The organism is Pantoea sp. SGAir0430 (assembly GCF_043549295.1).
In genome coordinates this window covers 3,920,704-3,934,691 of the sequence record NZ_CP039427.1, presented here as the reverse complement: position 1 = coordinate 3,934,691, position 13,988 = coordinate 3,920,704, and the positions used below count along the sequence as shown (strand labels likewise).

15 protein-coding genes are annotated in these 13,988 nt (G+C 58.5%); 6 read left to right on the top strand and 9 right to left on the bottom strand.

Annotation, left to right across the window (positions count from 1 at the left end):
- The first annotated feature begins 22 nt into the window (after positions 1 to 22).
- The gene (gene garD / locus E7738_RS18330) at positions 23 to 1,582 is read left to right on the top strand and encodes a galactarate dehydratase (RefSeq protein WP_132467002.1); all 1,560 of its coding nucleotides are present in this window, start codon (positions 23 to 25) and stop codon (positions 1,580 to 1,582) included.
- A 123-nt stretch (positions 1,583 to 1,705) separates the two neighbouring features.
- Here the strand turns inward: garD and E7738_RS18325 are convergent, their stop codons facing one another.
- The 4 genes from E7738_RS18325 to syd all read right to left on the bottom strand — a co-directional run bounded on the left by E7738_RS18325 (position 1,706) and on the right by syd (position 4,407).
- Positions 1,706 to 2,152 (bottom strand): flavodoxin, encoded by a 447-nt coding sequence (locus tag E7738_RS18325; RefSeq protein ID WP_021507375.1) that lies wholly within the window; start codon positions 2,150 to 2,152, stop codon positions 1,706 to 1,708.
- A 12-nt stretch (positions 2,153 to 2,164) separates the two neighbouring features.
- On the bottom strand, positions 2,165 to 2,944 hold the full coding sequence (gene truC / locus E7738_RS18320; protein WP_021507376.1) for a tRNA pseudouridine(65) synthase TruC: 780 nt from the start codon (positions 2,942 to 2,944) through the stop codon (positions 2,165 to 2,167).
- The gene (locus tag E7738_RS18315; protein ID WP_021507377.1) at positions 2,944 to 3,270 is read right to left on the bottom strand and encodes a YqcC family protein; all 327 of its coding nucleotides are present in this window, start codon (positions 3,268 to 3,270) and stop codon (positions 2,944 to 2,946) included. The genes truC and E7738_RS18315 overlap by 1 nt, the downstream gene beginning before the upstream one ends.
- A 588-nt stretch (positions 3,271 to 3,858) precedes the next feature.
- A complete protein-coding gene (syd, locus tag E7738_RS18310) occupies positions 3,859 to 4,407 on the bottom strand; it encodes a SecY-interacting protein (RefSeq protein ID WP_021507379.1) in 549 nt (182 codons plus the stop codon).
- A gap of 62 nt (positions 4,408 to 4,469) precedes the next feature.
- Between syd and queF the strand changes: the two genes are divergently transcribed.
- The 3 genes from queF to xni all read left to right on the top strand — a co-directional run bounded on the left by queF (position 4,470) and on the right by xni (position 7,672).
- Positions 4,470 to 5,315 (top strand): NADPH-dependent 7-cyano-7-deazaguanine reductase QueF, encoded by an 846-nt coding sequence (gene queF / locus E7738_RS18305; RefSeq protein ID WP_394515921.1) that lies wholly within the window; start codon positions 4,470 to 4,472, stop codon positions 5,313 to 5,315.
- A 186-nt stretch (positions 5,316 to 5,501) separates the two neighbouring features.
- The gene (ppnN, locus tag E7738_RS18300; protein ID WP_021507381.1) at positions 5,502 to 6,866 is read left to right on the top strand and encodes a nucleotide 5'-monophosphate nucleosidase PpnN; all 1,365 of its coding nucleotides are present in this window, start codon (positions 5,502 to 5,504) and stop codon (positions 6,864 to 6,866) included.
- A gap of 38 nt (positions 6,867 to 6,904) precedes the next feature.
- The gene (gene xni / locus E7738_RS18295; RefSeq protein ID WP_021507382.1) at positions 6,905 to 7,672 is read left to right on the top strand and encodes a flap endonuclease Xni; all 768 of its coding nucleotides are present in this window, start codon (positions 6,905 to 6,907) and stop codon (positions 7,670 to 7,672) included.
- 601 nt (positions 7,673 to 8,273) lie between these two features.
- On the opposite strand, the gene rlmM is transcribed toward xni, so the two are convergent.
- From rlmM to E7738_RS18275, 4 genes are all read right to left on the bottom strand, one after another.
- The gene (rlmM, locus tag E7738_RS18290) at positions 8,274 to 9,374 is read right to left on the bottom strand and encodes a 23S rRNA (cytidine(2498)-2'-O)-methyltransferase RlmM (RefSeq protein WP_241798517.1); all 1,101 of its coding nucleotides are present in this window, start codon (positions 9,372 to 9,374) and stop codon (positions 8,274 to 8,276) included.
- Complete coding sequence (locus E7738_RS18285; protein ID WP_021507384.1) at positions 9,367 to 9,762, bottom strand: DUF423 domain-containing protein; 396 nt, start codon at positions 9,760 to 9,762, stop codon at positions 9,367 to 9,369. The genes rlmM and E7738_RS18285 overlap by 8 nt, the downstream gene beginning before the upstream one ends.
- 50 nt (positions 9,763 to 9,812) lie before the next feature.
- Positions 9,813 to 10,730 (bottom strand): transcriptional regulator GcvA, encoded by a 918-nt coding sequence (locus E7738_RS18280; protein ID WP_010616414.1) that lies wholly within the window; start codon positions 10,728 to 10,730, stop codon positions 9,813 to 9,815.
- Between the two features lie 342 nt (positions 10,731 to 11,072).
- A complete protein-coding gene (locus E7738_RS18275; protein ID WP_010616412.1) occupies positions 11,073 to 11,297 on the bottom strand; it encodes a YgdI/YgdR family lipoprotein in 225 nt (74 codons plus the stop codon).
- A 208-nt stretch (positions 11,298 to 11,505) separates the two neighbouring features.
- On the opposite strand from E7738_RS18275, the gene csdA reads away from it, so the two are divergent.
- Complete coding sequence (gene csdA, locus E7738_RS18270) at positions 11,506 to 12,711, top strand: cysteine desulfurase CsdA (RefSeq protein WP_152390513.1); 1,206 nt, start codon at positions 11,506 to 11,508, stop codon at positions 12,709 to 12,711.
- A gap of 4 nt (positions 12,712 to 12,715) precedes the next feature.
- On the top strand, positions 12,716 to 13,168 hold the full coding sequence (csdE, locus tag E7738_RS18265) for a cysteine desulfurase sulfur acceptor subunit CsdE (protein WP_241798518.1): 453 nt from the start codon (positions 12,716 to 12,718) through the stop codon (positions 13,166 to 13,168).
- Here the strand turns inward: csdE and tcdA are convergent.
- Positions 13,156 to 13,962: a tRNA cyclic N6-threonylcarbamoyladenosine(37) synthase TcdA gene (gene tcdA / locus E7738_RS18260; RefSeq protein ID WP_021507387.1), complete on the bottom strand. Its 807-nt coding sequence runs from the start codon at positions 13,960 to 13,962 to the stop codon at positions 13,156 to 13,158. The genes csdE and tcdA overlap by 13 nt on opposite strands.
- Positions 13,963 to 13,988 lie beyond the last annotated feature (26 nt).

Here is a 13,988-nt window from a genome sequence, read left to right as displayed (position 1 = left end):
GCGACGAACCGGAAGGTGAGCAATGAACCGACCTCTGACAGACAAACCGCGCTACATTAAAGTGCACGACGCCGATAACGTGGCGATAGTGGTCAACGATCAGGGATTGCCCGCAGGCAGCCGCTTTGATGACGGTCTGCAGCTGACTGAGCATGTGCCGCAGGGGCACAAAGTGGCGCTGAGCGATATCGCCCTCCACGGTGCCATCGTGCGTTACGGTGAAGTGATTGGCACAGCGCTGCGCCCGATTGCGCGCGGCAGCTGGATTGAGGAGTCGCTGGTGGCGCTGCCCGCCGCCCCACCGCTGGCCAGCCTGCCGCTGGCAACTAACGTGCCGCCGCCCCTGCCACCGCTGGAAGGATACACCTTTGAAGGCTATCGCAATGCCGACGGCAGCGTCGGCACGCGCAATCTGCTCGGCATCACCACCAGCGTGCACTGCGTGGCGGGCGTGGTGGATTACGTGGTGCAGCTGATTGAGCGCGATCTGCTGCCGCGCTACAGCAACGTCGATGGCGTGGTGGCGCTCAACCATTTATATGGCTGCGGCGTGGCGATCAACGCACCGGCGGCGGTGGTGCCCATTCGCACCATTCACAATCTTGCGCTGAATCCTAATTTTGGCGGCGAAGTGATGGTGGTGAGCCTCGGCTGCGAGAAATTACAGCCGGAGCGCCTGCTGACCGGTACACCGGACGTACAGGCCATTTCGCTGGATGAGCGCGACATCGTGCGCCTGCAGGATGAGCGTCACGTGGGCTTTGGCGCGATGGTCGATGAAATTCTGCAGGTGGCCGAGCGCCATCTGAAAAAACTCAACCAGCGTCAGCGCGAAACCTGTCCGGCGTCGGCGCTGGTAGTGGGTACCCAGTGCGGCGGCAGCGACGCGTTTTCCGGCGTGACGGCCAATCCGGCGGTTGGCTTTGCCTCGGATCTGCTGGTGCGTTGTGGTGCGACGGTGATGTTCTCGGAAGTGACCGAGGTGCGCGATGCGATCCATCTGCTGACGCCGCGTGTGGTAAACGAAGCGGTGGGCAAACGGCTGCTGGAGGAGATGGCGTGGTACGACGATTATCTGAGCCAGGGGCAAACCGACCGCAGCGCGAATCCATCGCCGGGCAATAAAAAAGGCGGTCTGGCCAATGTGGTAGAAAAAGCGCTGGGCTCAATTGCCAAATCCGGCCGCAGCCCGATTGTCGAAGTGCTGTCACCCGGACAGCGCCCGACGCAGCGCGGACTGATTTACGCCGCCACGCCGGCCAGCGATTTTGTCTGCGGCACCCAGCAGATGGCCTCCGGCATTACGCTGCAGGTGTTCACCACCGGGCGCGGCACGCCTTACGGCCTGGCGGCGATTCCGGTAATCAAAATGGCGACGCGCAGCGCGCTGGCAAACCGCTGGCACGATTTAATGGATATCAATGCCGGCACCATCGCGACGGGCGAAGAGAGTATTGAACAGGTCGGCTGGCGGCTGTTTGAGCTGATTCTGGATATCGCCAGCGGACGTAAACAGACGTGGTCAGATCGCTGGGGAATCCGTAATCAGCTGGCGGTATTCAATCCGGCACCGGTGACGTGATGTGCACACCTGGCGGAAGAGGAAGCGGTTCGGGTGAACCGTTAAGGTTAATCCCTGCAGCCCCCGCGCGCACAGGCTGTTCCCTCTCCCGCCTGCGGGAGAGGGTTAGGGTGAGGGCCTGATTTACAACAACTTACCCCAGCTCTCCACCCACGGCGTGGTCACTGACTCGGGCTCCGGATTTTCCGTCGCATCCACCAGCAGCACCTCGCCAATACGCTGCGCCTGCTGCTCCTGCAGCGTGGCATCAAAAGTCTTTCCTGCTCCACAGAAATGGTCGTAACTGCTGTCGCCTAAAGCGATCACGCCATAGCGCAGCTCAGGCTGATAGCCCAGTTCATCGCGCACCTGCACATACAGCCGCGCGATATTGTCCGGAAAATCGCCCTGCCCGGTGGTCGAGGTAACAATTAACGCGACCTCTTTGCTGTAAGCCTGCCAGTCGGCCAGTGACGGATCTTCAAACACCTTCACCTCATGCCCCTGCGCTTCCAGCACCGGCTGCGCCTCTTCGGCAACCAGCAGCGCGTTGCCGTACACCGTACCTGTAAAAATGCCAATCTTTGCCATTTTGCCGCTCCTTTATTCTGTCGGCTTATCCTGGACTGCCTCAGCGGCAAACTCAACCCTCGGCACCTCGGGCAGTTGCTGCTGCCAGCCAAACGATTGCAGCATCTGCTGCCAGACGCGATCCAGCCCGGCGCGAATCACCAGCGGTTCGCCAGTCACCGGATGCGTTAGCGTCAGCGCACTGGCGTGCAGCATCAGGCGATCCATGCCAAAGTGGGCTGCGGCACCGCGGTTCTGCCGCAGATCGCCGTGCGAGCTGTCACCAATAATCGGATGACGCAGGTGTGCCATATGGCGCCGCAGCTGATGCTTGCGCCCGGTGTGCGGCGACAGCTCAACCAGCGTATAACGTGCGCTGAGGTACTTGCCGATGGCCACCGGCAGTTCTGCCTGCGCCAGCGCGCGATAATCGGTGACCGCCGGCTGTGGCGCGCGCGGTTCCGTGACAAACTTGTCCGCAATTTTATCCAGCTCTTCTACCAGCGGATAATCCAGCGTTGCGCTACCGTCCAGCCAGCCGCGCACCACTGCGTGATAGGTTTTCTGAATCTGATGCTGCTCAAACTGCTGCGCCAGCAGCCGCCCGATTTCGCTGGAGAGCCCCATTAGCAGCACGCCAGACGTGGGACGATCGAGGCGATGCGCGGTAAATACGTGCTGACCAATCTGATCGCGCACCGTCTGCATCACCACCACTTTCTCTTTGCGATCGAGCCAGCTGCGGTGCACCAGCCAGCCCGCCGGTTTATTTACCGCAACCAGCCATGCATCATGATAAATGATCTCCAGCATCAGACGTCCGGCGGCGCAAACAGCGCATCAAGCTGGCTGAGCGTCAGCAGCAGCGCTGCATGGCCCGGCGTGGTGGGCGGCAGGGCCATCTCATAATAAGGTGTAACGGCGAAGTTTTGCGGCAGCGCGGCGCCGGCGTCAAGCAGCGCCTGCATGCGCGGCAGCAGGACCCACTGCAGCCATTCGAGCGGCTGCAGGGTATCGAGACAGAAAGGTTGCGTGCTATTAAAGGCTTCCGCCGCCGGGGCGTGCGTCTGCCAGTGGCCGTGTTCGCGCATCACCGCTTCGACCTGCTGCAGCCGCTGAATAATCAGGTGCGTCGACATACGCTACCTCCGCGTCAAAAAGGGGCGGCAAGCATATCATTAGTGGGTGCGCGCGCAAAAACGGCATAAAAAAAGGGAGCACTGTGATTACAGTGCTCCCGGTTCGTTTGCAGCATTCCCGCCACCGCTGTGCTCCCTGCTCATCCTTGACAACTGTTCCTGCGCTTTCCGTCGCCTGTCATCGTGACATTGGTCCTTAGCATCCTGGCCCGCCACATCCCGCGTGGCTCTCATTCTCCATCCTGGAGGTGTCCTTTACTCACTCCGGAGTGTCCTGCTTCATCCTGAAGCCTTCCCTGTGACGTAAACTCCGTTACGTTCCTGCCGCCTGGCTGACATTCTCCTGAACGTCTCTCAATCCGTGGCTTCCTGCCAGTGGTGACTATTCTGGCAGAAACCATCGCAATAACAAGTCAGTAAGCGCCGTTAAACGATTAAGCCATGTCTGTATTTTCGGATTGATGCCATAACTGCATGATTCACAATATTTTTACATTGCGGACTTCCGGAAGTCTGCGTAATGTTCTGGCGATCTCGCACAACAGTTGTGAGAGATCTCTTACAAAGGCTGCGAGAAAAGTCTGCAACTCACGAACTAACCGGTTGTAAAGCATTAAGAAATGTCTGAATATCCACCGCCAGTTTCTGCCGTTTTTTCGTTCCCGGCTGCTCCACAATCACCTCACCGGTCAGATTACACACCGCGATAACATCCTGCTCCGAATCTGTCGTGGCGATAAACAACGTCGGGCTCTGTTTCAGACGGCGCTTCATCACCAGATGACCAATCAGGTTCTCCTGCAGGCGGGTAAAATCGTCCTCGCTCCACACCTGCAGCAGCGTCAGCGGCTGCTGTGCAAACTGCGCGTGCATGTCGCCGGCAAATTGCGTGGTATAGAACGTGGTGAGGTCCGGCTGCAGCTGAATATCCAGTGCGCGCTCAACGGCTGCCAGCGAAGCTGGCAGGGTAAAGTCCTGCGGCTGCCACAGGACGCGCTCATCCAGTTCACTGATGATGCAGGGCGACGGCACGCCGTACAGCTCTGCGCTGGCGGGTAAATGGCCGTGCTGCTGCTGCCAGTGCGCTACATAACGGGCGGTAAAATCGCGCAGGGCCTCTGCGGTTTGCTGCATCATTCATCTTCTCGCTGGTGATCGGTTACACTGACTCCCTTTGATGGATTTTAGTGGTAACCGTTATGTCTTCTGAAAACCGGGATACGGCGCTGAACGGCCTGACTTTGGGTAAGCCCACCGCGTATGTTGATCGCTACGATAACACGCTGCTGCAGGCGGTGCCGCGCAGCCTGAATCGCGAGCCGCTCGGGCTTTATCCCGATAACCTGCCGTTCCACGGCGCAGATATCTGGACGCTGTATGAACTCTCCTGGCTAAACAGCAAAGGCGTGCCGCAGGTCGCGGTCGGCGAAGTGGTGCTAAGCGCCGACAGCGTGAATCTGATCGAGTCCAAAAGCTTCAAACTCTATCTTAACAGCTTTAACCAGACGATTTTCGCCGACTGGGGCGCCGTGCGGCAAACGCTGGAGCGCGATCTCAGCGCCTGCGCTAACGGCAAGGTCAGCGTGGCGCTGTTTCGCCTGAGCGAAGTGGAAGGTCAGCCGATCGGGCACTTCGCTGGCGATGTCATCGACGAGCAGGATATCACCATCAGCGATTACGGCTTTAACGCTGATTACCTCGCCAGCGCAACGGGCAGCGAAGTGGTTGAAGAGACGCTGGTCAGCCATCTGCTGAAATCGAACTGTCTGATCACCAATCAGCCGGACTGGGGCTCGGTGATGATTCGCTATCAGGGCCCGCGTATCGATCGCGAAGCGCTGCTGCGCTATCTGATTTCGTTCCGCCAGCACAATGAGTTTCACGAGCAGTGCGTCGAGCGCATTTTTAACGATATACAACGCTTTTGTCAGCCAGCAGCATTAACCGTCTATGCGCGCTACACGCGGCGCGGCGGGCTGGATATCAATCCGTGGCGCAGCAATGTTCCTTTCACGCCGGGCTACTCCCGCCTGGTGCGCCAGTAACAGATTGCGAGATGTCTCGCAGGCCGCCGCACGGATGCGCGGTTCCACTTGAGCATTCGCGGCCGACAACGGTACTCTGGTACAGGCGCGAGGGCGACAGCGTGCTTACCGAAGGATTTTCGTCACTGCGCTCAACGGGTTAAGCGCAGCGTCATCAGTCACGCATTTGCGTGTAAAGGAGTTCTCTTGATTACACATATCAGCCCGCTTGGCTCAATGGATCTGCTCTCCCAGCTGGAAGTCGACATGCTGAAGCGTACTGCCAGCAGCGATCTCTACCAGCTGTTTCGCAACTGTTCGCTGGCGGTACTCAACTCCGGCAGCCAGACCGACAGTAGCCACGAACTGCTTTCCCGCTTCGAAAACTTTGACATCAACGTGCTGCGCCGCGAGCGCGGCGTGAAACTGGAGCTGATCAACCCGCCGGAAGAGGCGTTTGTTGACGGCCGGATTATCCGTTCGCTGCAGGCGAACCTGTTTGCCGTACTGCGCGATATTCTGTTTGTTAACGGTCAGCTCTCGGCAGCGGATCGTCTGCAGAATCAGGATGTCACCGACTCCGCGCACATCACCAATCAGGTGTTCTCCATTCTGCGCAATGCGCGCGCGCTGCACGTGGGCGAATATCCCAACACCGTGGTGTGCTGGGGCGGTCACTCCATCAACGCGGTCGAATATCAATATTGCCGCAATGTCGGAACCCAGATGGGCCTGCGCGAACTGAACATCTGTACCGGCTGTGGTCCGGGCGTGATGGAAGCGCCGATGAAAGGGGCAGCGGTAGGCCATGCGCAGCAGCGCTATCACGACAGCCGGTTTATCGGCCTGACTGAACCGTCGATCATCGCTGCGGAGCCACCTAACCCGCTGGTGAATGAACTGATCATCATGCCGGATATTGAAAAGCGTCTGGAAGCCTTTGTGCGCATCGCGCACGGCATCGTGATCTTCCCGGGCGGCGTGGGTACGGCAGAAGAGCTGTTGTATCTGCTGGGCATTCTGATGAATCCGCAGAACAGCGATCAGGTCCTGCCGCTGATCCTCACCGGGCCAAAAGAGAGCGCCGATTACTTCCGCGTGCTGGATGATTTCATCGTTAATACGCTGGGTGAAGCCGCGCGCCGGCATTACAAAATCATCATTGATGATGCTGCGGAAGTGGCGCGTCTGATGAAGAAAGCCATGCCGCAGGTGAAAGAGTACCGCCGCGAAACCGGCGATGCCTACAGCTTCAACTGGTCGATTCGCATTGCACCGGATCTGCAGGTACCGTTCCTGCCGACCCACGAAAATATGGCCAACCTCAAGCTGTTCCCGAATCAGCCAGCGGAAAAACTGGCGGCGGATCTGCGGCGTGCCTTCTCGGGCATCGTGGCCGGTAACGTCAAAGAGATGGGGATCCGCGAAATCCGGGAAAAAGGTCCGTATCAGCTGCAAGGCGATGCCGATCTGATGCACCGCATGGACGAACTGCTGCAGGGCTTCGTCGCGCAGCAGCGCATGAAGCTGCCCGGCAGCGCTTACATCCCCTGCTACGAAATCATCAAATAACCCATCAGGAAGGCAGCCTGCGGGCTGCCGGTATCACTATGTCGCTTCATCTGCTTATTATCGACGCGCTCAATCTGATCCGCCGCCTGCATGCGGTGCAGGGTTCGCCCTGTCGTGAGGCCTGCGTGGCGGCGCTGCATCAGCTGCTGGGCCACACGCGACCAACGCACGTGGTGGCGGTGTTTGACAGCCATGACCGACAGCCTGGCTGGCGTCATCAGTTATTGCCGGACTACAAAGCGGGTCGCCCGCCGATGCCGGATGATTTACAGCAGGAGATGGCCTCGCTGCAGGCGGCTTTTGAGGCCAGCGGTGTCAGTTGCTGGGTTGCCGAACAGGATGAAGCGGACGATCTGGCCGCGACGCTGGCAGTGAAGATGGCCGACGCCGGTCATCAGGCCACCATCGTTTCCACCGATAAAGGTTACTGCCAGCTGCTGGCGCCGAGCATCCGCATCCGCGATTATTTTCAAAAGCGCTGGCTGGACGTGCCATTTATCGAACAGGAGTTCGGCGTCGCGCCGGCCCAGCTGGCGGATTACTGGGGCTTATGCGGTATCAGCAGCAGCAAAATTCCAGGCGTGCCCGGCATCGGGCCGAAAAGCGCACGGGAACTGCTGCTGCAGTTTGGTTCGCTCGAGGCGCTGTATCAGCAGCTGGATCAGGTACCTGAGAAGTGGCAGAAGAAGTTACGCGATCACCGCGCGATCGCGGAGGTGTGCCGACAGGTGTCAACGCTGAAGCGGGATTTGGTGTTGCAGGGGAATTTAAATACGCTGCGGTATCAGGGTCCGGCGCGTCATTGAGGCCGCCATGAATGGCGCCCCTACAGCAGCACGTCAAGCCTGAGCTGTTCAGGCTGGTTTCAGTCCCATTCCACAACAATCGCGGGTTTAGTTGCGGCGCAATTTATTGCGCGATGAATCGCGCCGCTACAAATGTTATGCGGCCTGCAGTTACCTGCATTAATACGAAGCAGCCAATCTGCGAAATAATTTGTGCTAGCGCAAGGCGGCAAGCCTGGGAGTCCCCGGGAGCATACATCAGTATGTGACCGGGGCGAGCAGGCGCAGCCAACGCCGCGATAGTGCAAAGAATGAAGCAGAAGTTCTGCGAAATAATTTGTGCCACCGCAGGACGACAAGCCCGAGCTGGTCAGGCAGGTTTCAGCCCCATTCCACACCGGTTGCGGTTTTGGTAGCGGCGCAATTTATTGCGCGATGAATCGCGCCGCTACAAATGTTATGCAGCCTGCAGTTACCTGCATTAATACGAAGCAGCCAATCTGCGAAATAATTTGTGCAAGCGCAAGGCGGCAAGCCTGGGAGTCCCGGGAGCATACATTAGTATGTGACCGGGGCGAGCAGGCGCAGCCAACGCCGCGATAGCGCAAAGTATGAAGCAGAACTAGCGTTCGTCGCGCCGTCCGCCGACTGCCGCCCAAATCCGGCGCACATGCACGGTCACTTCTTCGCGGTCGTGATACAGCTGGCGCGCCTGAATCTGCGCGTTTACGCCCTTCTCCTTCAGCGCCGCGTCCATCATTGCCAGGTTCTGCGTGACTTCTTCATAGCGCTTTTTCATTGGCAGCTTGAGGTTGAAGATCGCCTCACGGCACCAGCCGTTGACCAGCCATTCGGTCATCAGGCTGGCGACGCGCACCGGTTTTTCCACCATGTCACACACCAGCCAGCTGATGTTGCTGCGCGGCGGGCGGAATTTGAAACCGTCTTCGCGGCAGTGCGTAACCTGTCCGGTATCCATCAGGCTTGGCGCCATCGGGCCGTTATCCACCGCGTAGACCCACATGCTGCGCTTCACCAGCTGATAGGTCCAGCCGCCGGGGCAGGCACCAAGATCGACCGCATACATGCCGCTGCCCAGCCGTTCATCCCACTCATCGGCCGGCACGAACACATGGAATGCTTCTTCCAGCTTCAGCGTAGAGCGGCTTGGCGCATCGGCCGGGAACTTCAGGCGCGGAATGCCCATGTAAAACGGCGAGTTGTTGTGCGGCAGCGAATAACCAACGTAGCAGGTGCCCGGCGCGATAAAGAACACATGCACCACCGGACGTTTATTGCTCTCATAATTCAGCAGGATTTTGCTGTCGCGCAGGCTGGCGCGCAGCGGTACCGTCAGCTTTCGGCAAAATTTGGTCAGCTCTTTGGCTTCATTGGTGTCGGGCACTTCAACGCGCAGCTCGCCGCCCTTCTCCACTATGCCGCTCAGCATGCCGACGATCGGGGTAATACGATCTTCCGGCGGGAGATCGCGCAGCAGCTCGCCCACTACCAGCATTTGCCGGGCAAAAATCAGCTCCACGAACGGCAGCGTGGCGATCAGTTTTTCCGCCTCTTCCGGCTGATAGCACTCAAACAGCACGTAACCGGCGTCATCTTTAACACGCGGAAAACCGTAGATTTCGCGTTCCGCTGCTTTGGCACTGATTTCTGCCGCACACTCTTTCTCAAATCCCGGACGGCAATAGAGTAAAACTTTATTCATGGCGATCTGCCTTTCGTTTCAGACGCAGCGCGCCAATCAACATCAAAAACCAGCCAATCAGGAAGCACAGGCCTCCAACCGGCGTAACAAACACCCAAAACTTCAGGTGCGACAGCGCCAGACAATACAGGCTACCGCTGAACAGGACGATACCCAGCGCCATCGCGGCGCTACTCCAGTAAAACCAGATATTGGCGCGACGCAGCATCGCTGCGCCAATACCGATAATCGCCAGCGTATGATACGCCTGATATTCAAGGCCGGTATGGATCCACGCCATCTCGGCCGCGCCGAGCGCTTTGCTCAGCACGTGCGCCCCAAAAGCACCAAACGCCACCAGCAGAAAGCCGCTGATGGCGGCAAATATAAACATGGCACGACTGGACATTCATTTATCCTCAAGGTGAAACCGCACATCACTGTGCGGCAGGCAACGCGTTAGTGATCGTAGCGGAAGCGGAATTTTTCTTGTTCAGTTGCGGCTTTTTCCAGAATCCACTGCCGAAAGGCGGCTATTTTACCCAGTTCTGCCTGGCTGTCATGACAAACCAGATAAAAAGCATTTTTACTCACTAAGACATCGTTGAAAGGACAGACCAGACGTCCGGCCTCAATTTCACTCTGCGCCATCACATTATTAGCCAGCGCCACACCCTGGCCGTGGATCGCCGCCTGCAGCACCATGGCGCTGTGGCTGAAGATCGGCCCCTGCTGAACGTTAATGTGCTGCAAGCCCAGCTGACGAATATAGGATTGCCAGTCACGGCGCGAGGCGTCATGCAGCAGCGTGAAATGCGCCAGATCGGCCGGTGATTTGAGCGGGTTGTCGCCGGTCAGCAGCAGCGGCGAGCACACCGGCAGCAGATATTCGGCATACAATTTTTCTACCCGCAAACCGGGCCAGTTGCCGCGGCCGTAAAAAATCGCCACGTCGACATCGTCGGCCAGCTTCTCCTCATCACGGTCTACCGCCTGGATACGCACATCAATGCCCGGATAAGCCAGATTAAAGCTGGAAAGGCGCGGAACCAGCCACTGAATGGCGAAACTCGGCAACAGGCTGACGGTGAGAGCCCCTTTGGCACTGCGCGCCTGCAGTTTGCGCGTGGCATCGTTCAGTGCCGAAAAAATCTCTTTGATATCGAGATAGTAGCTTTGACCCTCTTCGGTCAGTAACAGCGAACGATTGCGCCGGCGAAACAGCTTGAGACCGAGAAAATCTTCCAGCGATTTAATCTGATGGCTGACAGCCGCCTGGGTGACAAACAGCTCCTCAGCGGCTTTGGTGAAGCTCAAATGACGGGCCGCAGCGTCGAAGACGCGAAGAGCATTAAGCGGCGGAAGGCGTTTTGACATGGTTTTCCGTACCCGGATTGACAGCGTAACACTGCAACTTATACAAAGTCGTTACGTATTAGATTTTTTAATCCGAGACATTATAATTTGTCCGTTGAGGAAGCTCCAGCAAATACCTATAGTTGCCGCACTTCCTGAGCCGGAACGAAAAGATTTCTGGAAACGTGCGAGAGATCGCAGACTTTTAGAGAGCTTTTGGCTTGTGGTCGTGATGTTGTGTTTGCATTTTGATCTGACGATTGCAGATCAAACTTTTAATTCCTGTAGATTTACCCTGTCTGTCCATAGTGATTTTAAATAGCACCGCAAATTGCGGTGCTTTTTTTTACCTGCTAACCGGGCTTACTGGCCCATTTCCACCATCTCTTTCACATCTGAGCGGTTAATCTGCTGCTCGTTGCCATTGGCATCTTTATAGCTGATCATACCGGTTTCATCGTCAACTTTTGGTTTGCCATCCGCAACAATGGTGCGACCATCATTGGTATGCATGACGTAGTTGCTGGAACAGGCGGCCAGGGTAAAGGCCATGGTGCACACGGCCAGCACTGCGGCGAGTTTATTCATCTTCTATCTCCTTGCAGATTGATTGCATTAAACCACCCGCGTGCGCTGACCAGTGGCAGCAAACAGAGCGATCGACTGGAACAGACCGATTCGTTATGCGGGTTTCGGTTCAAACCTTGCAATAATTAGCATAACGCGCTTTTCCAGCTTTGCCAGGCCACGGCGTGGCTTTCAGCCTGGTCCTAACATCCAAGTAAGTGAGCTGAGTATGACCCATTTCTCTCCTGGCGAGTTTCGTCAGCAGTTTCCCGCGCTGAGCGATGCGGGTGTCTATCTCGACAGCGCTGCCACCGCGCTGAAGCCGCAGGCGGTGATTGACGCGACCGCGCAGTTTTATTCGCTGAGCGGCGGCACCGTCCACCGCAGCCAGTTCGCCGCTGCCCGCGCGCTGACAGCACAATATGAACAGGCGCGGGCGCGCGTGGCGCACTGGCTGCAGGCGGCGGACGATCGGCAAATCGTCTGGACGCGTGGCACCACGGAGGCCATCAACCTGGTGGCGCACAGCTGGCTGGCACCGCGTCTGCAACCGGGCGACGAGATTGTGGTAAGCGAAGCCGAGCACCACGCCAATCTGGTGCCGTGGCTGATGGTGGCGCAGGCCAGCGGTGCGAAAGTGATAAAGTGGCCGATTGGCGCTGACCGGCGACCGGATATCGCCCTGCTGCCGCAGCTGCTCAACGCGCGCACCCGGCTGCTGGCGATAGGTCAGATGTCTAACGTGACCGGCGGCTGTCCGGATCTGGCGCAGGCGATTACGCTGGCGCACGGCGTCGGGGCGAAAGTGATGGTGGATGGCGCGCAGGGCGTGGTGCACTGCCCGCCGGATGTGCAGGCGCTGGATATCGACTTCTACGCCTTTTCCGCGCACAAGCTGTACGGCCCGATGGGCACTGGCGTGCTGTACGGTAAAGCGGAGCTGCTGGACGCGATGCTGCCGTGGCAGGGCGGCGGCAAGATGCTGACGCAGGTCGATTTCAGCGGCTTCACGCCGCAGCCGGTGCCGTGGCGCTTTGAAGCAGGCACGCCGAACGTGGCGGGCGTGGTCGGGCTGAGTGCGGCGCTGGACTGGCTGGGGCAGTACGATGCGGAAAAAGCCGAACGCTGGAGCCAGCAGCTGGCCAGCCTTGCCGAAGAGCAACTCAGCGCTATTCCCGGCTTCCGCAGTTTCCGCTGCGGCAGCGCCAGCCTGCTGGCGTTTGATATCGCCGGCATTCACCACAGCGATATCGTGACGCTGCTGGCGGAACAGGGCATCGCGCTGCGCGCCGGCCAGCACTGTGCCCAGCCGCTGATGGCGGCGCTTGGCGTCAGCGGCACGCTGCGCGTCTCATTTGCCCCCTATAATAATCTGCAGGACGTGGACGCGCTGGTGCGCGCCATGCACCATGCCGTGGATTTACTGAGTGAGTAACGTAATGACATCAACCCTGCTTGCCCCCCATCCGTTTGGTGACCTGATTACCGAAGCCAGCCTGACGGAGAAGTTTGCCCATTTTCATCAGTGGGAAGATCGCTACCGCCAGCTGATTCAGCTCAGCCGCCAGCTGCCGGCACTGCCGGAAGCGCTGAAAACGGCGGAAATTGAGTTGTCCGGCTGCGAAAACCGCGTCTGGCTCAGCAGCCAGCAGCGGGCCGACGGTACGCTGCATTTTTACGGTGACAGCGAGGGACGCATTGTGCGCGGATTGCTGGCGGTGCTGCTGACAGCGGTGGAAGGAAAAACGCCCGCGGCGCTGTTAGCCACAGACCCGCTGGCGCTGTTTGATACCTTAGGGCTGCGCGCGCAGCTGAGCGCCTCGCGCAGCAGTGGTTTACAGGCGCTGGCTGAGGCGGTACAGCGTGCTGCCCGCGCGCATCAGGCAGACTGACGCGCCGCGCGCGCGAGAAATTTTTTCAGCGCGTGCGACACCGCAACAAAACCAAAGGTGGCGGTCACCATGGTGGCCGCACCAAAGCCGGCGGCACAGTCCATGCGCTTTGGCCCTTCCGCCGTGCTGCGCGAAGCGCATACGCTGCCGTCCGGCTGCGGATACACCAGCGCCTCGGTAGAGAACACGCAGTCGATCCCCAGTTTACCCTTGCTGTTTTTCACTACGCCAAAATCACTTTTCAGCCGCTCGCGCAGTTTGGCAGCCAGCGGATCCTGAATGGTTTTGGCTAAGTCACTGACCTGAATCTGCGTCGGATCGATCTGTCCGCCGGCGCCACCGGTAGTGATCAGCGGGATCTTATTACGCCGGCACCAGGCAATCAGCGCAGCCTTAGGGCGCACGCTATCAATCGCGTCAATCACATAGTCGAACCCCGCCGCCATCAGCTCCGCGGTATTGTCCGGCGTGATAAAGTCATCGATGCAGATCACCTCACACTCCGGATTGATGGCGTGAATACGCTGCGCCATCACCTCAGTTTTCGCCTGACCGACATGCCCCTGCAAGGCATGAATCTGACGGTTGGTATTGGTAATACACACATCGTCCATGTCGATCAGGGTAATTTTACCGATGCCGGTGCGCGCCAGCGCTTCGGCCGCCCAGGAACCGACGCCGCCGATGCCGATGACGCAGAAATGCGCGTCGGCAAAACGCTGCAGTGCTTCCTGCCCGTAGAGACGCGCCGTGCCGCCAAATCGCTGGCGCCAGGCGTCGCTGACAACTTTCATAGCTAACCTTTTAGTACGATGCGCGG

Coding starts and splice junctions, on each gene's coding strand:
- E7738_RS18280 (WP_010616414.1), bottom strand. CDS start 10,730: ATGTCAAAACGCCTTCCGCCGCTTAATGCTCTTCGCGTCTTCGACGCT.
- garD (WP_132467002.1), top strand. CDS start 23: ATGAACCGACCTCTGACAGACAAACCGCGCTACATTAAAGTGCACGAC.
- csdA (WP_152390513.1), top strand. CDS start 11,506: ATGACCCATTTCTCTCCTGGCGAGTTTCGTCAGCAGTTTCCCGCGCTG.
- syd (WP_021507379.1), bottom strand. CDS start 4,407: ATGATGCAGCAAACCGCAGAGGCCCTGCGCGATTTTACCGCCCGTTAT.
- E7738_RS18325 (WP_021507375.1), bottom strand. CDS start 2,152: ATGGCAAAGATTGGCATTTTTACAGGTACGGTGTACGGCAACGCGCTG.
- E7738_RS18315 (WP_021507377.1), bottom strand. CDS start 3,270: ATGTCGACGCACCTGATTATTCAGCGGCTGCAGCAGGTCGAAGCGGTG.
- csdE (WP_241798518.1), top strand. CDS start 12,716: ATGACATCAACCCTGCTTGCCCCCCATCCGTTTGGTGACCTGATTACC.
- E7738_RS18275 (WP_010616412.1), bottom strand. CDS start 11,297: ATGAATAAACTCGCCGCAGTGCTGGCCGTGTGCACCATGGCCTTTACC.
- xni (WP_021507382.1), top strand. CDS start 6,905: ATGTCGCTTCATCTGCTTATTATCGACGCGCTCAATCTGATCCGCCGC.
- queF (WP_394515921.1), top strand. CDS start 4,470: ATGTCTTCTGAAAACCGGGATACGGCGCTGAACGGCCTGACTTTGGGT.
- truC (WP_021507376.1), bottom strand. CDS start 2,944: ATGCTGGAGATCATTTATCATGATGCATGGCTGGTTGCGGTAAATAAA.
- E7738_RS18285 (WP_021507384.1), bottom strand. CDS start 9,762: ATGTCCAGTCGTGCCATGTTTATATTTGCCGCCATCAGCGGCTTTCTG.
- tcdA (WP_021507387.1), bottom strand. CDS start 13,962: ATGAAAGTTGTCAGCGACGCCTGGCGCCAGCGATTTGGCGGCACGGCG.
- rlmM (WP_241798517.1), bottom strand. CDS start 9,374: ATGAATAAAGTTTTACTCTATTGCCGTCCGGGATTTGAGAAAGAGTGT.